This window comes from Citrobacter freundii complex sp. CFNIH2 (assembly GCF_002880615.1).
GTDB lineage: Bacteria > Pseudomonadota > Gammaproteobacteria > Enterobacterales > Enterobacteriaceae > Citrobacter_A > Citrobacter_A amalonaticus_F.
In genome coordinates, this window is the sequence record NZ_CP025757.1 from 2,771,853 (window position 1) to 2,794,473 (window position 22,621).

The following is a 22,621-nucleotide window of genomic DNA, read 5'->3' on the forward strand; positions in this document are numbered from 1 at the left end:
TCATGAAAATTAAACTGAACAACGTCCGCCTGGCCTTCCCTGCTCTGTTTGAAGCAAAAACCGTAAACGGCGAAGGCGACCCGCGCTTCTCTGCTGTTTTCCTGATGGATCCGAAACACCCGCAACTGGAAGAAATCCGCAAGGGCATGAAGCAGGTAGCGAAGGAAAAATGGGGTGAGAAGTGGGAAACCATTTACAACCAACTGGAGAAAAAGCTCAACCTCTGCCTGCACGACGGCGACGAGAAAGCCGAATACGAAGGCTTCCCGGGTAACTTCTTCCTGAACGCTGCCAACAAAGCGCGCCCTGCAGTCATCGATCGCGACCGTTCTCCACTCATCCAGGCTGATGGCCGTCCTTATGCGGGTTGCTACGTCAACGCGGTAATCGACATCTGGGCGCAGGACAACAACTTCGGCAAACGCGTCAACGCATCGTTGGGCGGCGTCCAGTTCCTGCGTGATGGCGACGCATTCGCTGGCGGCGGTGTGGCAAGCACTGACGACTTCGACGATATCAGCGAAGGCGCAGACGCCGACGCGCTGATTTAACCCATTATCACCCGGCTATGTGCCGGGTGCTTTCCGAGGTCAGAACAATGGCACAAACGATATTAACCAGCGGTATTAAAGAACAAATCATCTGTAACGCGCTGACAAAAGCAGGAATACCTAAGCGCAAAGCGGCTTTGCGTGCTGCGAGAGTTGCATGGGCCGAGCGTGTTCGCCTTGCGGCGATTGGTGGTCAAGAAGTTGAGGCCGAGATAACCAAAAACCTCAAAAAAATAGAAACGCTGGCGTCCAAGTTCCCCGAATCACTCAAAACCGCCAATAGCATTATCCGTAAAGATAACGACATGTATCTGAATCTGGCAGGCTCCAGGGTTAACGTGTATTTCAACGGTAACTACCGGGGGTACGAATCAGGATCCCCAGACCATATTCACAAAATCGCACCGAGTGAATTTACCCTTCTGGCTGATGACCCCCTCGTTACTGAGTTTTACGGGTTTGATGCACTTTATAAGCAGATTCAGAGCGATGAGTCAGACATTCGCCAGAACGTCAGCGCCGCATTGAGCAAAGTACGCACTGTTAAACGTCTGCTTGAAGAATGGCCCGAAGCTAAAGAGCTTTTGCCGGCCGACGCACCATCGGTTCCGCTACCACCAGCGATACGACGCGAAACCCTCAACGAAATGATCGGCCTCCCTTCTGACGAAGAAGCCACTGCGTAAACTCCCACCCGGCAATGCGCCGGGTGTTTTGCAAAGAGCCACCCTTTTCGCAAAGCACCCGCGAGGACTATCTATGCCTGAAACCATTCTCTGGGGCGACCTGGAAACCTATTGCGAAATACCGATCAACAACGGCACACACGCTTATGCGGAGGGCGTCGAAGTAATGTTGTTCGCCTGGGCTATCGATGACGGCCCTGTCAGTGTCTGGGATCTGACTGCTGGCGAGCCGATACCCGAGCCGTTGTGGTTCGCCCTTCGTGACCCCGATACTCTGCTTTATTTTCACAATTCTCATTTCGACCGTACCGTTCTGCGCCACGCTCATCCTCGACTGGCGCCTGACGTCACCCGCTGGCGCGACACGATGGTGCAGGCGCTGGCGCACAGCCTCCCCGGCGCGCTGGGGGCACTCTGTGAGGTGCTCGGAGTCCCGCAGGACAAGGCGAAGGACAAAGAGGGTAAAGCGCTGATCCAGCTGTTCTGTAAGCCCCGCCCGAAGAACAGCAAACTGCGCCGGGCCACCGGCAAAACACACCCGGAAGAATGGCGGCGCTTTGTAGCGTACGCTGGCCTTGATATTGAGGCCATGCGCGAGGTGCATAAACGCCTGCCGAAGTGGAATTATAAGGGTGCAGAACTGGCGCTGTGGCACCGCGACCAACGGATCAACGACCGCGGCGTCTGCATGGATGTGCAGCTCGCGCAGGCGGCGATCGAGGCGGTAGAGCAGGAACAAAAACGCCTGGCAAAACGCACGCAGGTGATGACCGACGGCGAAGTGCAGGCGGCCACGCAGCGCGATGCGCTGATTAAGCACATTGTTGAATCCTACGGCGTGGATCTGCCGGACATGCAGCGCAGCACGCTGGAGCGCCGCATTGCGGATCCTGATTTACCGTCTGCGGTGAAAGAGTTGCTACACATCAGGCTCCAGGCCAGCACCACCAGCACCAGTAAGTACAAATCGCTGATGAAGGGGGTGAGCAGTGACGGACGTCTGCGCGGCACGCTGCAGTTCTGCGGCGCATCGCGAACCGGGCGCTGGGCCGGACGATTATTCCAGCCCCAGAACCTGCCCCGCCCTTCGCTTGAGCAGGAGCAAATCGACGAGGGCATCGAGGCACTGAAAGCCGGTTGTGCCGATCTGCTGTTCGATAACATCATGGAGCTGACCAGCTCAGCGCTACGCGGCTGCATCATGGCCCCCGCAGGCAAAAAGCTGGTGGTTAGCGACCTGTCGAACATCGAAGGCCGTAAGCTGGCCTGGCTTGCCGGCGAGCAGTGGAAGCTGGACGCGTTCCGCGAGTACGACGAGGGAACCGGGCCTGACTTGTATAAACTGGCCTACGCCCGCGCCTTCAATATCTCGCCGGACGATGTTGATAAATACCAGCGTCAGATCGGCAAGGTGATGGAGCTGGGCCTCGGCTTTGGCGGTGGCGTTGCTGCGTTTCTTACCTTCGCACAGGTCTACGGCCTCGACCTCGACGAGCTGGCGAACGCCGCACTGCCGAACATCCCCCGCGATGTTATCCGCGAAGCAAAAAGTTGGTATGACGAATCCGTTAAGCGTAAGGCGACATATGGCCTGTCAGAGCGTGTATTCATCGCCTGCGACTCGCTTAAACGTCTCTGGCGCAGAGCGCACCCGGCAACCTGCGATTTCTGGTATGAGCTCGAGCGCACCGTCCGTACAGCAATAGCCACACCGCAAAAAACGCTGTACTGCGGTTATCTGAAAGTCCGCCGCGATGGCGCATGGCTGCGCATCCAGCTGCCATCCGGGCGCGCGCTGTGCTACCCGTCCCCGTCCATCGAGAAGGGGAACATCACCTATCAGGGTGTTAACTCTTATTCGCGCAAATGGCAACGGCTCAAAACCTACGGCGGGAAACTGGTGGAAAACGTCACACAGGCGGCCGCCCGCGACGTTCTGGCCGGAAACATGCCGCTGATCGAGGACGCCGGTTACAGCATTGTACTGACGGTACACGATGAGGTGATTTGTGAAGCGCCGGACACTGACGATTTCAACGATAAAGCGCTCTCCGCGCTGCTCTCCACTAACCCCGAATGGGCACCCGACATCCCGCTGAACGCTGGCGGCTTTGAGGCATACCATTACCGTAAGGATTAACTCTATGTCATTCAAATATCGGGACAGTCCGCTGTATTACCGGTCTGCGCGGGAGGCCGTTCAACTGGAACAGGCGGGCGAGTATGACCGCGCGGCAAAGGTCTGGGCGAAAGCCAACCGCGAATCGCGCAACGAACTTAATCAGGACTGGAGCGAACGGCGGAATGATTTCTGCCTGATGCAGAACATGCGCGAAAAACGTAAGGCGGTGGACGAATGAGCTTACCCCCTGTGAAAATCATTGTTATCACCGTCGTGTTAATTGTGATTTGCCAGGTTCTCGCCGAAACATCGTGGGGGATCTGGTGATGACATATGAGCGTGAAAGCATTATCGAAAAGCACCTCGTCGCCGAAGTGAAAAAGGCTGGCGGGGTCGCCTTTAAGTTCGTCTCCCCCGGTCGCCGCTCGGTACCGGATCGCATTGTCCTGCTACCCGGCGGCCGTCTCGTTTTCGTTGAATGCAAAGCACCCGGCAAACCACCACGCGCCGACCAGCTGCGCGAGCACAAACGGCTTCGCGCGCTGGGCTTTACCGTGGTGGTGCTGGATAGCAAAAATCTGGAGGGGATATTGTGCGGGGAGCCTATTACAACGAAATAGACCCGAACGCAGCGCAATGGCTGCGCAACCTTATTGCGGCGGGGCATATCGCCCCGGGTGAAGTTGACGAGAGGAGTATCGAGGATGTCGCACCAGACGACTTGCGCGGCTTTACACAATGCCATTTCTTCGCCGGAATCGGCGTCTGGTCTTATGCTCTGCGTCTGGCCGGATGGCCGGATAACAAACCGATCTGGACAGGAAGTTGCCCGTGCCAACCTTTCAGCTCGGCTGGTAAAGGCGCTGGGTTTGATGACGAGCGGCACCTATGGCCAGCACTATTTCACCTCATCAGCGAGCGACGCCCTGAGCTGGTATTTGGCGAACAGGTTGCGGGAGTCAATGCCTGGTTCGATCTTGTACAAACTGACGTGGAAGCAGTGGACTACGCCTTTGGGCTTGTCCCGTTTCCGGCTGCGGGCGTCGGTGCCCCGCATATCAGAGACAGAGCTTATTGGGTGGCCGACACCAGCAGCGACCGATCACAGCGGTGGCGGAAGCGCCTCGATAGCACTGAGGAAAATGTCTGGGGATCGGCGGCCGTCAGGCAACCCCTTGCACAGCTCCCTAAGGGACTTTTCCCACCTAGCGGGATGGTACACGCCAACCTGCAACACCAATCCACAGCCGGAGACAAAACGCGGTCTGGAAACCTTAGCGGGGCTATCCAGACTTGCGGGCTGGCCGAGCCCTCTAGCGAGCAATACCAAAACGGCCTATCAGGATGTAGAGAAAGTGATAGCACGTCAGCAGGCAGGACGGCAGCCGAACTTGCAGGATTATGCCTGCTTGAGCGGATGGCCGACGGTGACGACGATCGACAACAATCAGGTTCGGGGCGAGGGAGCCGCAGCCAATCATACCGAACGGGGAACTACTCTCGGCGGCGCAGCGAGAATCTGCGGCCCAATACGATTAACGGCTGCTGGGATGATGCTGACTGGCTCCTCTGCCGGGATGGTCGCTGGAGGCCAGTTGAATCCGGCTCATTCCCGCTGGCTCATGGGGTTACCGCCAGAGTGGGACGACTGCGCGCCTACGGCAACGCGATAGTCGCGCCAGCTGCCGCAACCTTCATTCGCTCGTTTATGGAATGTGCCGGATATGACCTCATCTGTTGATATTATTGGTTAGGCAATGCACGATTATTAAAATTATCAATAATTTGCAACGCCGCCGTTTGTCCGCCAGCCAATAGCCCTGCTTTACCCAGAAGGTATTTGGGGAATTTGGTTGGCAAATAAACCGCACGAAGCCAGTGCCTGAATGCAGCTAAAGCATTATCAGGGTACGCATAAATCATTTGGGGATTACTTGCAGATTGGTTGAATTCTTCAGGGTAATAGTGCTGGCAGCGTTGTCTAGGGCCAATCGTCGTATCGTAGTTGGAAGAAGACCAGTAGCGAGCCCAGTGCTGGCCCACACTGATATCCGGTACAGTATACTGGTTTACTGCTAATCCAGCATGGATAAGGTCTACCATTAAACCGGCAATTTCATTAAACACAATGAAGTGTCCAGCAGGAACCGAGTTTGCCCCATGCATGATTGACACACGAGAGTGGTAATGGCGCCAAGGGTCATCAGGTATGTAGCCAAGCGCTGTATAGATGTAACCACGCATACCCGCACGGGATAGCTCGCGGAAAAACTGTAGCGCAGTAGGAGTCGCAGCACTTTGAGATACAAATGCGTAGAACTCCAGAATAGCCATACATACTACTTCTGGGTACGCATAGTGGACGGATCCATCTTTGTGGATTGGGATATAAAGAGTCGGCTCATTATATTGCTCACGATGTAAATATGAGCTGATAAACTCCATACGCCCTCGAGCGAAAACTCCGTGGCGGAAGCTCTCTTCCCACTCTCGAGAAATATCCGCGATATTACTGCGATGCACCCCGCAAATTCTGGCCAGCCCATTTTGCGTAAGGTAGGAGATCCCGTTCTGAAGAACCCCCATTTCTATTTCGTTAAAAACACCCTCAGTACTAACACCTAAGTCCAGTACTTGTTGGGGTGCGGGTTGCTGACCACCAAATCCACTCATCTTATTGTTTATCCTTACATTTAACCCTGTGGGTTACCTTCACTGTGAATAGTAAAAATTGCCAGGCCAACTGGTGCGACTTCTAACTAGCAAAAATTTGCGAGATTATAATGCCTCAGAACTTTATCCCTCGCCCCTACCAAGATCTCATTATCAATCATGAAATTGACAACCTACGCTGCAACATTTGGGCGGGCATGGGCATGGGTAAAACCGTGGCGACGCTCACCACTCTGGAAGATCTCTTCATGGCGGGAGCGGAGACACAGCCCGCGCTGGTTCTCGCGCCGCTGCGCGTGGCGGCCAGCACCTGGCCGGATGAAGCGGTGAAATGGGGGCATCTGCGCAATATCGAGGTGCAGCCGATTGTCGGTAACGCCAAAACACGCGCGGCGGCGCTGGCGAACAGTAACGCGAGCGTGTTCACCATCAACTACGACAATCTGGTCTGGCTGGTGGAAGAACTGGGCGGCCGCTGGCCGTTCGGCACCGTCATCCCGGACGAAAGCACCCGGCTGAAATCCTTCCGGCTGCGCGGGGGTGGTAAGCGTGCGGCAGCGCTGGGGAAAGTGGCGCATAAGCATATCCGGCGCTGGATGAATCTCACCGGTACGCCAGCGCCGAACGGCCTGGTGGATTTGTGGGGGCAAGCGTGGTTTGTGGATCAGGGGCAGCGCCTCGGACGCACTTACGGCGCGTTTACCTCCCGCTGGTTCAACTCGATACAGTTTCCGGGGCAAAGCTGGACGAAACTGGAGCCGTTCGCCCATTCGCAGGACGAGATACAGCGAGCGCTGGCCGACGTCACTATCTCACTGGACGCCGCCGACTGGTTCGACATCAAAGAGCCCATCCATAACGTGATCCGTGTGGATATGCCGCCGAAGGCCCGCCAGCAGTATCGCGAGATGGAAAAGGAAATGTTCCTCGAACTCAACGGCGAAGGTATCGAAGCGCCGAATGCCGCGGCAAAGACGGTGAAGTGTCTGCAAATCGCCAGCGGCGCGGTGTACACCGACGACGCCGGGAGCTGGTCAGAACTGCACGACGCGAAGCTGCAGGCGCTGGACAGTATCCTCACCGAAGCAGCAGGCGCACCGGTGCTGGTGGCCTATCACTGGAAACACGACCTTGAGCGCCTGCTTAAAGCGTTCCCGAAAGGTCGCCATCTCGACCAGGATCCGCAGACGCTGCGCGACTGGAACGCCGGAAAAATCCCGGTGCTGTTCGCGCATCCCGCCAGCGCGGGCCACGGCCTGAACATGCAGGACGGCGGCAACATACTGGTGTTTTTCTCTCACTGGTGGGATCTGGAGCAGTATCAGCAAATTATCGAACGTATCGGGCCAACCCGGCAGATTCAGGCCGGGCACAACCGCCCGGTATTCATTCACCACATTATCGCCGCCGACACTATGGACGAAATGGTAATGGAGCGGCGCAATTCAAAACGAACAGTGCAGGACATCCTGCTCGATGCCATGAAGAAGAGAGGCGTACTATGACACCTGCAATCTCTGATACCGACATGATTACAATCAAAGAAGTAGAGCGATCTGTCGGTCATAAAAAATCATTTATTTATGACCGCATAAGTAAGGGCGAATTTCCGTCCCCGAAGAAACTAGGCTCCCGAACCTCACGCTGGTTACGCAGTGAGGTTGAAGCATGGAAAAAGCAATTTCTTTAAATCAACCGCAGTTGGTCAATATAGTCCGCATACCACTGCATCATTTCCCGACGCCCTTCCATATACAGGGCATGGTTATAAACCCCGCGTATATTATTCTTGTCCACGTGAGCGATCTGGAGTTCAACCCAGTCAGAGTTGAATCCTTTATCGTTCAGGATGGTACTGAACGTATGCCGGAAGCCATGCCCCACTACCCTCCCCTTATACCCCAGCATGTGGATCATCCTGTTTATTGTGTTCTCGCTCATGACCTTCGACGGGTCATTTCTGCCGGGGAACATATTCACGTATCGACCTGTCATACCGTGCAGCTCTTTCAGCAAAACAACAAGCTGATCGGAAAGCGGTACCAGGTGCGGACGGTCCATCTTCATAAATTCGGCGGGTATCTCCCACAGCCGGTTATCGAAATCTACCCATTCCCATTTTGAATGTCGCAGTTCGTAAGTACGTAGCCCCGCCAGCATCATGATCTGCAAGCCTAACCGTGGGAGCGGACTTCCCATATAACTTTCAACCGCTACCAGAAAATCGGGTAGTTCTTCCGCCGTCAGGAAAGGAAAGGACTCACCTTTATGGCCGGTCATTGCACTGTTCAGTTCGCTGACGGGGTTATACTTCGCACGCCCGGTCGCGACGGCATAACTGAATACCTCACCGCACCACCGGCGCGTTTTCGCCGCTTTCTCAGTTGCGCCGCGATTCTCAATTTTGCGTAGCGCCGTCAGCATCTGGACAGGTTCGATTTCTGCAACTGGTAATTTGCCAACCGCGGGGAAAATATCTTTGTTGAACGCTTCGAGAATGTCAGAAGCATAGCCAGAGGACCAGCGCGGCTTCTTGAATTCATGCCACTCTATGGCAATATCTTTAAAGGTAATGGAGTTTGCTACAGCAGTTGCGACATGATTCTTTGCCTTCACCGGGTCAACACCCGCCGCAACGTTACGCCGGGCTTCGTCTCGTTTTTCGCGAGCTGCCGCCAGCGAAACAGCCGGATACACACCGAGCGCCAGCATCTTTTCTTTACCCGCGAAGGTGTAGCGATAGCGCCAGTATTTTGCCCCGCTGGTTTTCACCAGAAGAATAAGCCCGTTACCATCCGGCAACTTGTAGTCTTTCTCGCCAGGCTTTGCCGTCTCGACTTGCCGCGCGCTTAGTTTCATAGGTACCCGCCTCAAACTCAGATACCCGATTATGTACCCGTTTTAAATTCGGATTGCAACGGCTAAAAGCGGATTACTACGGACAAACATTACGACGAAAGCCGCGTAAAATGGGAGTTTTTGGAGGTCAGGGGATGTTAGCGGATGAAAAATTGGTGCCGATAATAGGAGTCGAACCTACGACCTTCGCATTACGAATGCGCTGCTCTACCAACTGAGCTATATCGGCCCTGATAAGGACGTGGCCACGAGTGTGAACACGGGGTAGAAGGTTAAAACTAACCGAGTGATGCGTCAATAGTCTTGCGAATCAAGTGGCTGATTTTGCATCACCCGGCGTTAATTAGGCACGAATCGTATCGTCACCAAAGCCGATCCACTTATAGGTGGTCAGCGCTTCCAGCCCCATTGGACCGCGGGCATGTAATTTTTGCGTGCTGACGGCGACTTCCGCACCGAGACCAAACTGCCCGCCATCGGTAAAACGGGTCGAGGCGTTGACGTACACCGCAGACGAATCCACTTCGTTCACAAAACGGTTCGCGTTGTGCATGGTACGCGTCAGGATGGCGTCGGAGTGCTGGGTACCGTGCTCGCGAATATGCGCGATGGCGTCATCCAGGTCAGCGACGATTTTGACGTTCAAATCCAGCGACAAGAACTCGTCGTCAAATTCTTCTGCTTTCACCGCCACCACGTTTGCTGGCCCCGCGTTCAACAGGGCAAACGACCGCTCGTCCGCATGCAGCGTCACGCCGCTCTCCGCCATCTGCTGACTCAGCGCCGGCAGGAAACGCGTCGCGATGTCCTGATGCACCAGCAGTGTCTCTACCGTGTTACAGGTACTCGGACGTTGCGTTTTCGCATTGACGATAATCTTCAGCGCCGGGGCAATCTCTGCACTGTCGTCGACAACGATATGACACACGCCAATCCCGCCGGTGATCACCGGGATGGTCGACTGCTCGCGGCACAGCTTATGCAGACCCGCGCCGCCACGCGGGATCAGCATGTCGATATACTTGTCCATGCGCAGCATCTCATTCACCAGCGCACGGTCGGGGCTTTCAATGGCCTGAACCGCCGCTTCCGGTAAACCGCAGGAGGTTAACGCCTGCTGGATCACGCGCACGGTGGCCGCGTTGGTGCGATATGTCTCTTTACCGCCGCGCAGAATCGCCGCATTGCCCGTTTTCAGGCACAGGGAGGCGACATCGACGGTGACGTTTGGACGCGCTTCATAAATGACGCCAATCACGCCAAGCGGCACGCGGCGACGCTCCAGACGCAACCCGCTGTCCAGCAGTCCTCCGTCAATCACCTGCCCGACCGGATCCGCCAGATTGCAGACCTGACGGACGTCATCAGCAATCGCCTTCAGGCGCGCAGGCGTCAGCGCCAGGCGATCGAGCATCGCCTCGCTCAGGCCGTTCGTGCGCGCTTCGGCCACGTCCTGCGCATTAGCGTTCAGGATAGTGTCAGTTTGTGCTTCAAGCTCATCAGCTATTTTTTCCAGCACGCGATTTTTTTCGCGGCTGGAGAGCAGCGCCAGTTTGTACGACGCGGCTTTGGCAGCAATGCCCATTTGTTCCAGCATTTATCTGCTCCTTAACGGGTAATCATGTCATCACGATGGACAGCGACAGGGCCATATTCGTAACCCAGAATCGCGTCAATCTGCTGGGAGTGGTGTCCGGCAATGCGGCGCAGCGCGTCGCTGTTGTAGCGGCTCACGCCGTGGGCGATGTCGCGCCCTTCCAGATTACAGATGCGGATCACTTCACCACGCGAGAAGTTGCCTGTCACGCTTTTAATGCCTTTGGGCAGCAGGGAACTGCCACGTTCCAGAATCGCCGCCGTCGCCCCTTCATCCACGGTGATTTCACCGGCAGGCGGCGCGCCGAAGATCCAGCGTTTGCGGTTCTCCAGCGGGGAAGCCTGCGCGTGAAAGCGGGTGCCGACAGAGATGCCTTCCATCACGTCACCAATCACTCCCGGCTTGCTGCCAGCAGCAATAATAGTGTCGATACCGGCACGGCAGGCGACGTCAGCTGCCTGTAGCTTGGTGCCCATGCCTCCTGTTCCCAGCCCCGACACGCTGTCACCGGCGATGGCACGCAGGGCGTCATCAATCCCGTAAACATCTTTAATCAACTCGGCTTGCGGATCGGTACGCGGATCGGCGGTAAACAGCCCCTGCTGATCGGTTAACAACAGCAGTTTGTCCGCTCCGGCGAGGATCGCCGCCAGCGCGGAGAGATTGTCGTTATCCCCCACTTTAATTTCCGCCGTGGCAACCGCATCGTTCTCGTTGATAACCGGAACGATATTGTTATCCAGCAGCGCACGCAGAGTGTCTCGCGCATTCAGAAAACGCTCCCGGTCTTCCATATCCGCCCGCGTCAGCAGCATCTGCCCGACGTGAATGCCGTAAATCGAAAACAGCTGTTCCCACAGTTGAATCAGACGGCTCTGCCCGACTGCCGCCAGCAGTTGCTTGGTGGCAATGGTTGCAGGCAGTTCCGGATACCCCAGGTGTTCACGCCCGGCGGCGATAGCGCCCGACGTGACAATAACAATACGATGTCCTGCGGCATGCAGCTGCGCGCACTGACGAACAAGTTCTACGATGTGGGCACGGTTAAGGCGGCGCGATCCGCCCGTTAGCACACTGGTGCCGAGTTTTACCACCAGCGTCTGGCTGTCACTCATGATTCTCTGCCGTTCAAAATAGGGAAAATGATAGTAAACGAACGTTTTAGCAGGACTGGCCCCGGTTGCCAACAAGCAGCGCACAAAGCATGAAATTTTGTTGTGCTGGATCAGCAAGCGTAGCGGCAATGTTTGACGTTTTTATTACCGAAACAGAAAAACATCCTTTTTTAAAATTATTCTTACTTTGTCATAAAACCTTCACCCCAGAACGATAAAAACCCTCCTGTCTTTCAACGGGGATCACACCCAGTAAATATTAGCGCGTACTTTAAATCAGGACTGAAAATGAAAAAGAGCACTCTGGCATTAGTGGTGATGGGTATTGTGGCATCGGCATCCGTGCAGGCAGCGGAAGTGTTTAACAAAGACGGGAATAAACTGGATGTGTATGGCAAAGTCAAAGCGATGCACTACTTCAGCGATAATGATGACAAAGACGGCGACCAGACCTATGTCCGCTTTGGTTTTAAAGGCGAAACGCAGATTAACGATCAACTGACCGGCTACGGTCGTTGGGAAGCGGAATTTGCAGGCAACAAAACCGAAAGCGAATCCGGTCAGAAAACGCGTCTGGCGTTCGCCGGGGTCAAGCTGAAAGATATCGGCTCTTTCGATTACGGTCGTAACCTGGGCGCACTGTATGACGTTGCCGCCTGGACCGATATGTTCCCGGAATTTGGTGGTGACGGCCTGGCGCAGACCGATAACTTTATGACTAAACGCGCCAGCGGCCTGGCGACATACCGTAATACCGACTTCTTCGGCGTGATCGACGGTCTGAACATGACCCTGCAATATCAGGGCAAAAACGAAGATCGTGACGTGAAGAAACAGAACGGTGACGGATTCGGGACATCACTGAGCTACGACTTCGGCGGCAGCGATTTCGCGATCATTGGCGCCTACGCCAACTCTGACCGTACTAATGAGCAAAACCAGCAGGCACGCGGCCATGGCCAGAATGCTGAAGGTTGGGCGACCGGTCTGAAATACGATGGCAACGATATCTATCTGGCGACCATTTATTCTGAAACCCGCAATATGGCGCCGATCTCCGGTGGTTTTGCCAACAAAGCGCAAAACTTCGAAGCCGTCGCACAATATCAGTTTGATTTCGGCCTGCGCCCGTCCATCGGTTACGTTCAGTCGAAAGGCAAAGATATTGAAGGTATCGGTGATGAAGATATCGTGAAATATATCGATGTCGGCGCAACCTATTATTTCAACAAGAATATGTCGGCGTTTGTTGATTATAAAATCAACCAGATTGATGATAACAACAAACTGGGCGTCAACAGCGATGACATCGTGGCGCTGGGTATGACCTATCAGTTCTGATGCCAGAATGGTCCGGATAGTCTGACTTATCCGGCGAACAAAACAGAGAAGCCGGATGATTCATCCGGCTTCTTTTTTGGATTACGCCGTTAGCTTCACCGGTTCATCACGGAAATCGTCAGCGGGTTCCAGTGACAGATGCAGCGTGTTTAACAGCTCACGCAACTTCTCATGAAACTCACGAAGGGTATATTCCAGTCGCTCAACCACTTCTTTATCTTTGATCGCCACAGTCGTCCAGTCGCCCGCTTTGTCAAACAGACCAAATTTGTAGCTATAGGTAAAACGCTTTTCCTGTGCTTCCAGCTCCATCCACCAACCCCAGAATTCGCGCAGTTCAGGCGCGGGCTTCACGTTGACGCAAACGGCCAGACAATCGAAAAAAAATCGATTATCTTCGCACTTTCCTTCCCGGATATAGGGGCCAAGCGCGGTGAATTTCTTGATCAATCTGCTCTTCGGGTGTCCACTCGGTAACGTCATTGCGATCTCCTGTTGTGAAGCAACTGTTTTACCAAAACAGTAGAATTTAGCAAATTATTAACACAATCTCTTTTCAATCCAGCGGGCGATTTCCTGTAGCGCGTTGTCAAAATTGCGATACACCGGATTAAATGGAATCTCCAACAGCTTACCGTCAGAAGATGAAGAGGTGATTAAACGCGACTCCTCTTCCGGACTGAACGGATCGTTCTTCCAGAAGCCCGACAGCATTGGCGTCGGGCAACGTCTGCCAAGCAGTCCCTGTACCTTCAGCGAGTAGCGATTGAGCTCCACGCGCAGCGCTTCATCGGACGCATCGTGCATCCCCAGTCGGCTCGCCAGAACGTCAAGATACATTTCCGGTACCGCTCCCTGACGCAGCGGGTCGCTCAACAACGCATGCACAACCGGACCGAGACAGGCCACCGCTTTCAGACGCGGCGATTCAAGATAGGCCAGACGCACCGCCACGTTGGCGCCAAAACGGAATCCGAACGCCGCCACCCGGGTATGATCCACCCACGGCACATTTGCCAACGCTTTCAGCACATGCTGATGCAGCAGACTGGAATCCTGAGAGAGCTTCCACTTTGACGAGAAACCGACGGAAGGCATGTCCAGCGTCAGCATAGCGATGCCGCGCGGCGCGAAATAGCGCTCATACAGGGTGTAGTAATCGGTTTGCATCGAATCCAGACCGCCGCACATGAGCACCGTCGGGAACGGGCCATCGCCTTTTGGCATATGCAAGAACCCGGTGACGGGAGAGCCGCCGGGTACCGAGAACTCCATCTCGCGCAGCGTACCGGGCAGTCGCTGCGCGGCTTCCTCATAAGCGCGGTTGGCTAACGCCTGCGCCTGCTCCGCCAGATCGTCCCCTTTCAGGTGGGGATAGGCGGCGATGTTGTACAGCGTCGAGGCGTGCAGCCAGTAGCGGCCACTGCGCTCAGGATCCGTTTCCTGGCAGGCTTTCTGCTGCCAGTCCATCGCCTGCTTCGCCCATTCATAAATCCAGTTGCCGCCACGGTAACCAATCACCGTATCGTAAAGCTCGGCATCGGTGCGCTCGGCGTCACTCATCACGATGCGCGCCTGAACATCAAGAATTTCTCGCGGATCCACCCCGCGCCAGATCCACATCAGGCGGTTAATCATGCGATACCAGTGGGGAACGTTCTTGCCATCCAGCGCCGATTGCACAGGCGGCTGCGTCCCGGCATTAAAACGGCGGACAAGGGTCGACGTTTCGGGATGTTTAAAACGGGGTTTGAACAGGATTTCGCTAAGATTAGCCTGTGACATGCGTACAGCCTCCTGAAGTACTCACTGAGGCTTATTGTAACCCGACACCGGCTAAATAGAACAACGCCCGGCAATGCCAGGCGTTGAAAAAGTCAGAGATTAGCGGCCAGAAATCGGCGGAACGAAGGTCACGCCCATGTCCCACGGCTGCTCAATCCAGGTATCCTGCGGGATATCAATCACATAATCGTCGACTAACGGACGACCCGCTGGTTTGGCGAAGATAGTGACAAAATGCGCTTTGGGATACATATCACGGATAGCCACGGCGGTACCACCGGTATCCACCAGATCGTCAATGACGATAAAGCCTTCACCGTCGCCTTCAGCGCGTTTCAGAATTTTCAGCTCACGCTGGTTGTCGTGATCGTAGCTGGAAATGCATACGGTATCGACATGACGAATGCCCAGTTCACGTGCCAGCAATGCGCCCGGCACCAGACCACCACGACTAACGGCAATGATGCCTTTCCACTGTTCTGAAGGCATCAGGCGGTTTGCCAGTTTGCGTGCATGGATCTGCAGCATGTCCCAGGTGACGACGTATTTTTCGCTCATGTGAAGTGTCCCAGCCTGTTTATCTACGGCTTAAAATGTGTTCAAGGGGGAAATGGGTTGCGCGAGATTATAGAGATCTGAGCCACCAAAAACCAGTGTTTCGCGGAATCGGGCCCTCTTTTTACGTGCTTTATACTCGCAGCGGACGCAGAAAGTGGTATTCTCAAGCGCATCTCGCAAGCCAGACTTGTGGTAATAATTAACCTGCTAACCCTGTGACCTGCAAGCCTGTTTGCAGAGCATCGATACCTTAAATCATTCGCGTTGCAGGAAAACCAACACCCATGCAACCTGAAGTATGACGGGTATACAAGGAGAATTATCGTGTCTGAATTATCTCAACTCTCCCCGCAACCGCTGTGGGATATTTTTGCAAAAATCTGTTCTATTCCTCACCCGTCCTATCATGAAGAGCAGCTCGCTGAGCACATCATCGGCTGGGCAAACGAGAAAGGTTTCCACGTAGAGCGCGACCAGGTAGGGAATATCCTGATTCGCAAACCGGCTACTGCGGGTATGGAAAACCGTAAACCGGTGGTTCTGCAGGCGCACCTGGATATGGTGCCGCAGAAAAACAACGACACTGTGCACGATTTCACCAAAGATCCGATCCAGCCTTATATTGATGGCGAATGGGTGAAAGCGCGTGGTACCACGCTGGGCGCCGATAACGGCATCGGGATGGCGTCCGCATTGGCGGTTCTGGCTGACGACAGCGTCGTTCACGGCCCGCTGGAAGTGCTGCTGACCATGACCGAAGAAGCGGGTATGGACGGGGCATTTGGTCTGCAGGCCAACTGGCTGCAGGCAGATATTCTGATCAACACCGACTCGGAAGAAGAAGGTGAGATCTACATGGGTTGCGCGGGTGGGATCGACTTCACCTCTAACCTGCCGCTGACCCGCGAAGCCGTTCCGGCGGGTTTCCAGACCTTTAAGCTGACTCTGAAAGGGCTGAAAGGCGGTCACTCCGGTGGCGAAATCCACGTTGGTCTTGGCAACGCGAACAAACTGTTGGTTCGTTTCCTGGCCGGTCATGCCGAAGCGCTGGATCTGCGTCTGGTCGATTTCAACGGCGGTACGCTGCGTAACGCGATTCCGCGTGAAGCCTTTGCGACCGTTGCCGTTGCGGCGGACAACGTCGAGGCGCTGAAAGCGCAGGTCAACGCTTATCAGGACATCCTGAAAAACGAACTGGCTGAAAAAGAGAAAAACCTGGTGGTTCTGCTGGAGAGCGCCGCGAACGATAAAGCCGCGCTGACCACGCAGTCTCGCGATGGCTTTATCCGTCTGCTGAACGCCACGCCGAACGGTGTGATCCGCAATTCCGACGTCGCAAAAGGCGTGGTTGAAACCTCACTGAACGTGGGCGTCGTCACCATGACCGACGACAACGTCGAAATCCATTGCCTGATCCGTTCGCTGATCGACACCGGTAAAGACTATGTCGTTAGCATGCTGGATTCGCTGGGCAAACTGGCGGGCGCGAAAACCGAAGCCAAAGGGAGCTACCCTGGCTGGCAGCCGGATGCAAACTCGCCGGTGATGCATCTGGTGCGCGAAACTTATCAGCGTCTGTTCAACAAGACGCCAAACATCCAGATTATCCACGCGGGTCTGGAGTGCGGTCTGTTTAAGAAACCGTACCCGGATATGGATATGGTCTCTATCGGGCCAACCATTACCGGTCCACACTCACCGGATGAGCAGGTGCACATTGAAAGCGTCAGTCATTACTGGACGCTCCTGACCGAACTGCTGAAAGCGATTCCGACGAAGTAAGTCACGATCGTTATGCTTTAAAAATGCCGGATGGCGGCGCGTTGCGCCTTATCCGGCCTACGAACTCTCAGCAAATTTGTAGGCCGGATAAGTGAAACGCCATCCGGCAGTTTTCATACCCGTTCTTGCAAAATGCATTTATGACGCGTGCTGATATTGCATCCGATAATTAACAAACCATTCCCCCCGACATTCCACATTTTGCCGGGCAACGACCAGAAACCCCTGACGTTCAAAAAAGGGTTTTGCAGTAATACTGGCATCAACAGTTAACACATCACCCCGCGCAATCCACGGTTTCAACAAGTGATGTGCAATCCCCTGACCATTGAATTCCGGCGCAACAAATAACAGATCAATATAGTTCCCCGCCACGCTTATAAACCCAACGGGTTGTTCATCAACGACAGCAACCTGTACTTCAGAGACGGCAAGCTTTTGTCGCCAGGTCGCTTCGTCAATTTGCGCCCAGGCCGCAACTTGCGATGCGGAATAATCGCGACGCGCCGTTTCCTGAACGGCTCGCAGGAATATTTCACACAGGGCCAAAAAATCACTCTCTTTATATTCTCTGATGTTCATCGCGGTTATAACCCCAGTAATAACTGCCGTTCCAGTTGCGGATCAAGCAGTGTAACGTGCAGCCCCACCAGACGTACGCCCCGCCCTCCCCGGCGCTCGTCCCAGGTTTTACGCGCGGTAGAAATCAGGTCTTCTTTATTCAGTCGCGGCCAGACGTGTTCCTGGGTGGTTTGCTGAAAATCATTAAACTTTAGCTTCACGCCCTGACGGGCGATGAGCAGATCGGGTTTCACTTTCGCCAGTCGCCGCTCAAGTTCCGGATATAATCGCTCAATAATCGCTTCACAATCAGACCACTGATGAATATCTTCCGCCATAGTGCGTTCCACGCCGACCGACTTGCGTAAGCGTTCATTATTGACGTCCCGTTCGTCGATTCCCTGGCAGCGCTCCCACAATACCCGACCAAACTTACCGAAGCGCTTAAGTAATGTCGCCAGATCGCACTGCTGAACATCACCGCAGGTGCGTAGCCCCATGCTTTCCAGTTTTGCCGCAGACACTTTACCGACGCCAGGTATTTTCCCCAGCGGCAACGTTTTGAGGAACGCCGGCACATCATCTGGCGTGATGACATATTGTCCGTTGGGCTTATTCAGATCGGAGGCGATCTTGGCCAGAAACTTAACCGGCGCCACGCCCGCGGAGGCGGTGAGTTGCAGCTCGTTGAAGATAGTCTGGCGGATCTCCTGGGCGATGAGCGTTGCCGAACCATGACAAAGCGTGCTTTCCGTGACATCCAGATACGCTTCATCAAGAGACAGCGGCTCAATTAATGAGGTGTAGCGTGAAAAGATGTCCTGAATCTGGCGAGACGCGTCCTTATAGGCTTCGTAGCGTCCGGGTAATAGCGTGAGGTGTGGGCACAGCTTCAGCGCCATTCCGGTCGGCATCGCGCTGCGTACGCCAAATTTACGGGCAGGATAGTTTGCGGTACTGATAACGCCTCTGCGCTCACGACTACCGCCAATCGCAATAGGAATGTCGCGCAGCGCCGGGTTGTCACGCATCTCAACCGCTGCGAAAAAACAGTCCATATCAACATGTATGATTTTACGCATCACTCACCTCCAAAGTACTGTTTAAGTATACAGTGCAATACAAAAATGGGAAGTGATTGCTCACACCGGAAAACGCGACCGCAGAGTGGTCTGGCGCTTCACAGCAGTGTGATTACTGTGACGGCGCTGGGCGGTGCAATGCTGCCAGTTGCTGTTTCTTATCGAGTTTTTCGACCAGCGGTTGAACCACTTTTTCACCATGCTGACCAAAGTACTGATACAGCGTATCTGCTGCACTTTGCGTGAGTATCATAATCTCAATTCGCCGGTTCCCGGCGCTGTCCGGATTCTTTGTATCTAACAGCATCTGGTCAGCCATCGCGCTCACCTGCATAACCTTATCCTCTGGCATTCCGGCTTCTTCCAGCACCCGGCGCGCGGATAACGCTCTGTCTCCCGACAAATTCCAGTTGTTATAAATATTATTTTTATAGCTAATGGCATCCGTATGCCCGGTAATAATGATCTTATTGTCCAGTGAGTCAAAAATCGGTGCCAGCTCAATCAACAACGATTTAAAGAACGGCATGATCCGTGCGCTGCCGCGTTCAAACATACTGCGGTTCTGGTCGTCTTTAATCAGCACACGCAGCCCCTGGGGCACAATCCCATTTCCAGGTTAGTTTCCATGTGCGCATTTCGGGCGACGGTATTAATGCTGGTTGCTAATTCACCTAACTCGGAGGCCGATTTTTTCTTCAGCAGCGCCGTCTTCTCATTCACGTCACGCGCTTTCCTCTCGGTTTCGTCGCTCACGTTCACCCACTCTTTCGGCGGCGTTGCGCCCCCCTTCGAGGGGGTTTTGCGGGCAGAATGTTTACTGCTTGCGACGGAGGTCACAGGCTTCTGCCCAATTTTATTCAGCGCCGTCAGACCGCCACCTGTAAAGATCGACTGGCCATGCAGCGCCGCCACGATGTTTTCACGCTCGGTTTTACTGACGCTATTCACAATTAACTTTATCGTGGTCACCAAAGGCGCCGAACGTACCTCCGAAGTGTCCGCCCGCTTTACCCTTGATGCGATGCCGGGCAAGCAGATGGCGATCGACGCCGACCTGAATGCCGGACTTATCAATCAGCAGCAGGCGCAGACGCGACGTAAGGACGTCGCCGGCGAAGCCGATTTCTATGGCGCGATGGACGGGGCCTCGAAGTTCGTTCGCGGCGATGCCATCGCCGGGATGATGATTCTGGCGATCAACCTGATCGGCGGCGTGTGCATCGGGATTTTTAAATACAATCTCAGTGCCGAAGCGGCATTCCAGCAGTACGTGCTGATGACCATCGGTGACGGTCTGGTGGCGCAGATCCCTTCCCTTCTGCTCTCTACCGCCGCCGCGATCATCGTGACCCGCGTCAGCGACAATGGCGATATCGCCACTGACGTCCGCGCACAGTTACTGGCCAGCCCGTCGGTGTTGTATACCGCCACCAGCATTATGTTTGTGCTGGCGGTGGTGCCGGGGATGCCGCATTTCCCGTTCCTCGCGTTCAGCGGCCTGCTGGGCTTCACCGCCTGGCGGATGAGTAAACGCCCGAAAGCCGCCGAGGCTGAAGAGAAAAACCTCGAAACGCTGACGAAAACGATCGTCGAAACGACCGAGCAACAGATTACCTGGGAGACCATTCCGCTGATTGAGCCAATCAGTCTGAGCCTGGGATATAAGCTGGTCTCACTGGTGGATAAATCAAAAGGCAATCCGCTGACCCAGCGGATTCGCGGCGTGCGCCAGGTGATATCCGATACCAACGGCGTGTTGCTACCGGAAATTCGCATCCGTGAAAATTTCAGATTAAAGCCCAGCCAGTACGCGATCTATATCAACGGTATTAAGGCCGATGAAGCCGATATTCCGTCCGATCGCCTGATGGCGCTGCCTTCCAGCGAAACTTACGGCGAGATTGATGGCATTCTCGGTAATGACCCGGCGTACGGTATGCCGGTCACCTGGATTCAGGCAGCCCAGAAAGCGAAGGCGTTAAATATGGGATATCAGGTGATCGACAGCGCCAGCGTGATTGCCACGCACGTGAATAAGGTGGTGCGCAGCTATATTCCCGATCTGTTTAATTATGATGACATTACTCAGCTTCATAACCGTCTCTCGTCAATGGCGCCGCGACTGGCGGAAGATCTCAGCGCCGCGCTCAACTACAGCCAGCTGCTGAAAGTGTATCGCGCGCTGTTGATTGAAGGCGTTTCATTGCGCGACATCGTGACCATCGCCACCGTGCTGGTCGCCAGTAGCAGCGTGACAAAAGATCCCATTCTGCTGGTCGCTGATATCCGCCTTGCGCTGCGTCGCAGTATTACGCACCCGTTTGTCCGCAAGCAGGAACTGGCGGTCTATACGCTGAATAACGAACTGGAAAACCTGCTTTCTAACGTGGTGAATCAGGCGCAGCAGAGCGGTAAAGTGATGCTCGATAGCGTGCCGGTGGATCCGAACATGCTCAATCAGTTCCAGAGCAATATGCCGCAAATTAAGGAGCAGATGAAAGCTGCCGGCAAAGAGCCGGTGCTGCTGGTCGCGCCGTCGCTACGTCCGCTGTTGGCGCGCTACGCCCGACTCTTCGCGCCAGGTCTGAACGTTCTGTCTTATAACGAAGTGGCGGATGAACTGGAGCTGAAAATTATGGGGGCACTGAGTTAAAAAATTACCCGGCGGTTTAAGTTGGCGTTTTTTCTGCCGCTTTATAGAGATGACGCGACAAGGAGGTTGCGTTTCAAATGCCTGCTCATGTTAAAGGATGAATGAGTGACCATTCAGCAGAATATCCCAGACCCTTTCGAAAACGACGCTCAGCACGATGACGTCAGATTGTACTGGCGCACATACCGGGAATTTGTGCACCAGCAAGAGTTAAAACAACATAATGAAATGCTATCAGCAGATGACGCGATGCCCTTGCCCGTCGCGCTCATCGAGCCCGTCGATCTGCTGCTGGCAGGAACGATGATGCTTGTCTTCATCATCCTGCTGCTTGCCTGTTAGATGATGGTATTTTCCTTCAGGATCCGCCGTGCGCCGAGGAAGTGATCCTGCCAGAACGGGTCGGTCAACTGGCTCACCCGGATGGTTTCGCCAGTACGCGGTGACTGGATAAACTGCCCATCCCCCAGATAAACCCCCATATGATCGGCAATCTCCTGGCTATGGATGTGAAAGAACAGCAGATCGCCACGGCGCAGATCATGATTAGAGACAATCGTTGCCCGACGGTAGTGATACATTTCATTTGCTGTGCGCGGTAATTTTGCCGCCAGGATTTTATTGTAGGCGTAGAAAACCAGCCCACTGCAGTCAAATCCGCGATCCGGATTGACGCCCCCCCACACATAAGGTTTTCCGAGCTGAGCTTCCAGGCGATGAATGGCCACGTCCGTGATGTTCTGTAAATGATCGCTGCTGAGGAAGGTGTTATTTTCCGCCAGTTCCTGCCAGCGATGGTTATCCGATCACAGCGGCCCCGGGAACCATTCCGGGTGCTGTTCAAGCAGGACACGGTTGTGCTGGCGCAGCGCTTTTTTGCTACCCGGCGTTCCGGAAACCATATAATGCGCCTGCCTTCTGAGTTTTGCCTGATATTTGCCGAGCAGCCGTTCACGGTTATGCATCCGCAACTTCGCGGCATAGCTAAACGTCTGATGGGAAGAGACAGCTGCAGACAATGGTGAATAGAGGACACACAACGAAAGCAGCCCCGGCAGAATGGAGCGCGGAGCACCTGATAAAAACATAAAAAAACATAACCTAAATAAACAGTGAGACCACAGTTTAACCAGGCGAAGAATTGACCAGGCTTAATAATCAATAATTAAAAAATTAATGGTTTATTATCAGTTAATTATACCCGGCAAGCCGCTGCCGACGAGCCTGATATGCGTTCTGCGGAAATGGACAAA

The 22,621-nt window shown here is 54.4% G+C and carries 20 protein-coding genes, 1 tRNA gene and 3 pseudogenes; 12 read left to right on the top strand and 12 right to left on the bottom strand.

What is annotated here, in order from left to right:
• The first annotated feature begins 2 nt into the window (after positions 1 to 2).
• The 6 genes from WM46_RS13590 (at position 3) to WM46_RS13615 (ending at position 5,100) form a co-directional block, all read left to right on the top strand.
• Positions 3 to 551, top strand: coding sequence for a DUF2815 family protein (locus tag WM46_RS13590; protein WP_102602546.1), 549 nt, complete (start codon positions 3 to 5; stop codon positions 549 to 551).
• A 47-nt stretch (positions 552 to 598) separates the two neighbouring features.
• Positions 599 to 1,237 (top strand): Nmad5 family putative nucleotide modification protein, encoded by a 639-nt coding sequence (locus WM46_RS13595; protein ID WP_102602547.1) that lies wholly within the window; start codon positions 599 to 601, stop codon positions 1,235 to 1,237.
• Between the two features lie 73 nt (positions 1,238 to 1,310).
• On the top strand, positions 1,311 to 3,377 hold the full coding sequence (locus tag WM46_RS13600; RefSeq protein WP_102602548.1) for a DNA polymerase: 2,067 nt from the start codon (positions 1,311 to 1,313) through the stop codon (positions 3,375 to 3,377).
• Positions 3,378 to 3,381: 4 nt separating this feature from the next.
• Positions 3,382 to 3,597, top strand: a complete 216-nt coding sequence (locus WM46_RS13605; protein ID WP_088730989.1) for an ANR family transcriptional regulator — start codon at positions 3,382 to 3,384, stop codon at positions 3,595 to 3,597.
• A gap of 88 nt (positions 3,598 to 3,685) precedes the next feature.
• Positions 3,686 to 3,979 carry a VRR-NUC domain-containing protein gene (locus WM46_RS13610; RefSeq protein ID WP_102602549.1) on the top strand — a complete coding sequence of 98 codons (294 nt, stop codon included), beginning with the start codon at positions 3,686 to 3,688 and terminating at the stop codon, positions 3,977 to 3,979.
• Complete coding sequence (locus WM46_RS13615) at positions 3,952 to 5,100, top strand: DNA cytosine methyltransferase (RefSeq protein WP_187394378.1); 1,149 nt, start codon at positions 3,952 to 3,954, stop codon at positions 5,098 to 5,100. Before WM46_RS13610 ends, WM46_RS13615 begins: the two co-directional genes overlap by 28 nt.
• A 2-nt stretch (positions 5,101 to 5,102) precedes the next feature.
• On the opposite strand, the gene WM46_RS13620 is transcribed toward WM46_RS13615, so the two are convergent.
• On the bottom strand, positions 5,103 to 6,032 hold the full coding sequence (locus tag WM46_RS13620) for a hypothetical protein (protein ID WP_102602551.1): 930 nt from the start codon (positions 6,030 to 6,032) through the stop codon (positions 5,103 to 5,105).
• A gap of 110 nt (positions 6,033 to 6,142) precedes the next feature.
• Between WM46_RS13620 and WM46_RS13625 the strand changes: the two genes are divergently transcribed.
• Complete coding sequence (locus tag WM46_RS13625) at positions 6,143 to 7,537, top strand: DEAD/DEAH box helicase (protein WP_102602552.1); 1,395 nt, start codon at positions 6,143 to 6,145, stop codon at positions 7,535 to 7,537.
• Between the two features lie 23 nt (positions 7,538 to 7,560).
• The gene (locus WM46_RS13630; RefSeq protein ID WP_229233755.1) at positions 7,561 to 7,722 is read left to right on the top strand and encodes a helix-turn-helix transcriptional regulator; all 162 of its coding nucleotides are present in this window, start codon (positions 7,561 to 7,563) and stop codon (positions 7,720 to 7,722) included.
• Here the strand turns inward: WM46_RS13630 and WM46_RS13635 are convergent.
• From WM46_RS13635 to proB, 4 genes are all read right to left on the bottom strand, one after another.
• Positions 7,719 to 8,891 (bottom strand): tyrosine-type recombinase/integrase, encoded by a 1,173-nt coding sequence (locus WM46_RS13635; protein WP_102602553.1) that lies wholly within the window; start codon positions 8,889 to 8,891, stop codon positions 7,719 to 7,721. The two genes, WM46_RS13630 and WM46_RS13635, sit on opposite strands and share 4 nt — an antisense overlap.
• A 153-nt stretch (positions 8,892 to 9,044) precedes the next feature.
• A tRNA-Thr gene (locus tag WM46_RS13640) sits at positions 9,045 to 9,120 on the bottom strand.
• A 114-nt stretch (positions 9,121 to 9,234) separates the two neighbouring features.
• Positions 9,235 to 10,488, bottom strand: coding sequence for a glutamate-5-semialdehyde dehydrogenase (gene proA, locus WM46_RS13645; protein WP_102602554.1), 1,254 nt, complete (start codon positions 10,486 to 10,488; stop codon positions 9,235 to 9,237).
• A gap of 11 nt (positions 10,489 to 10,499) precedes the next feature.
• Positions 10,500 to 11,603, bottom strand: coding sequence for a glutamate 5-kinase (proB, locus tag WM46_RS13650; protein ID WP_042324793.1), 1,104 nt, complete (start codon positions 11,601 to 11,603; stop codon positions 10,500 to 10,502).
• Between the two features lie 288 nt (positions 11,604 to 11,891).
• On the opposite strand from proB, the gene phoE reads away from it, so the two are divergent.
• Positions 11,892 to 12,944, top strand: a complete 1,053-nt coding sequence (phoE, locus tag WM46_RS13655) for a phosphoporin PhoE (RefSeq protein WP_061076521.1) — start codon at positions 11,892 to 11,894, stop codon at positions 12,942 to 12,944.
• Between the two features lie 81 nt (positions 12,945 to 13,025).
• On the opposite strand, the gene crl is transcribed toward phoE, so the two are convergent.
• The 3 genes from crl to gpt form a co-directional block, all read right to left on the bottom strand.
• Positions 13,026 to 13,427 carry a sigma factor-binding protein Crl gene (crl, locus tag WM46_RS13660; RefSeq protein ID WP_102602555.1) on the bottom strand — a complete coding sequence of 134 codons (402 nt, stop codon included), beginning with the start codon at positions 13,425 to 13,427 and terminating at the stop codon, positions 13,026 to 13,028.
• 57 nt (positions 13,428 to 13,484) lie between these two features.
• Positions 13,485 to 14,729 carry an esterase FrsA gene (gene frsA / locus WM46_RS13665; RefSeq protein ID WP_061076519.1) on the bottom strand — a complete coding sequence of 415 codons (1,245 nt, stop codon included), beginning with the start codon at positions 14,727 to 14,729 and terminating at the stop codon, positions 13,485 to 13,487.
• A gap of 99 nt (positions 14,730 to 14,828) precedes the next feature.
• The gene (gene gpt, locus WM46_RS13670; RefSeq protein WP_061076518.1) at positions 14,829 to 15,287 is read right to left on the bottom strand and encodes a xanthine phosphoribosyltransferase; all 459 of its coding nucleotides are present in this window, start codon (positions 15,285 to 15,287) and stop codon (positions 14,829 to 14,831) included.
• 324 nt (positions 15,288 to 15,611) lie between these two features.
• Here gpt and pepD point away from each other — a divergent pair, with 324 nt between their 5' ends.
• Entirely contained in the window at positions 15,612 to 17,069 is a 1,458-nt protein-coding gene (gene pepD, locus WM46_RS13675; RefSeq protein WP_102602556.1) for a cytosol nonspecific dipeptidase, read from the top strand.
• A 138-nt stretch (positions 17,070 to 17,207) separates the two neighbouring features.
• Here the strand turns inward: pepD and WM46_RS13680 are convergent, their stop codons facing one another.
• From WM46_RS13680 to lafU, 3 genes and pseudogenes are all read right to left on the bottom strand, one after another.
• Positions 17,208 to 17,660, bottom strand: a complete 453-nt coding sequence (locus WM46_RS13680; protein ID WP_102602557.1) for a GNAT family N-acetyltransferase — start codon at positions 17,658 to 17,660, stop codon at positions 17,208 to 17,210.
• Entirely contained in the window at positions 17,657 to 18,712 is a 1,056-nt protein-coding gene (gene dinB, locus WM46_RS13685; protein WP_061076515.1) for a DNA polymerase IV, read from the bottom strand. The genes WM46_RS13680 and dinB overlap by 4 nt, the downstream gene beginning before the upstream one ends.
• A gap of 112 nt (positions 18,713 to 18,824) precedes the next feature.
• Positions 18,825 to 19,684: pseudogene (gene lafU / locus WM46_RS13690) on the bottom strand (putative lateral flagellar export/assembly protein LafU).
• Here lafU and WM46_RS13695 point away from each other — a divergent pair.
• Together WM46_RS13695 and WM46_RS13700 are read left to right on the top strand one after the other, a co-directional pair.
• Positions 19,656 to 21,368: pseudogene (locus WM46_RS13695) on the top strand (flagellar biosynthesis protein FlhA); the annotation flags it as partial. The pseudogenes lafU and WM46_RS13695 sit on opposite strands and share 29 nt — an antisense overlap.
• A gap of 105 nt (positions 21,369 to 21,473) precedes the next feature.
• Positions 21,474 to 21,710, top strand: a complete 237-nt coding sequence (locus tag WM46_RS13700) for a hypothetical protein (RefSeq protein WP_102602558.1) — start codon at positions 21,474 to 21,476, stop codon at positions 21,708 to 21,710.
• Here the strand turns inward: WM46_RS13700 and WM46_RS13705 are convergent.
• Positions 21,707 to 22,456: pseudogene (locus tag WM46_RS13705) on the bottom strand (C40 family peptidase). The gene WM46_RS13700 and the pseudogene WM46_RS13705 sit on opposite strands and share 4 nt — an antisense overlap.
• Positions 22,457 to 22,621: the final 165 nt, after the last annotated feature.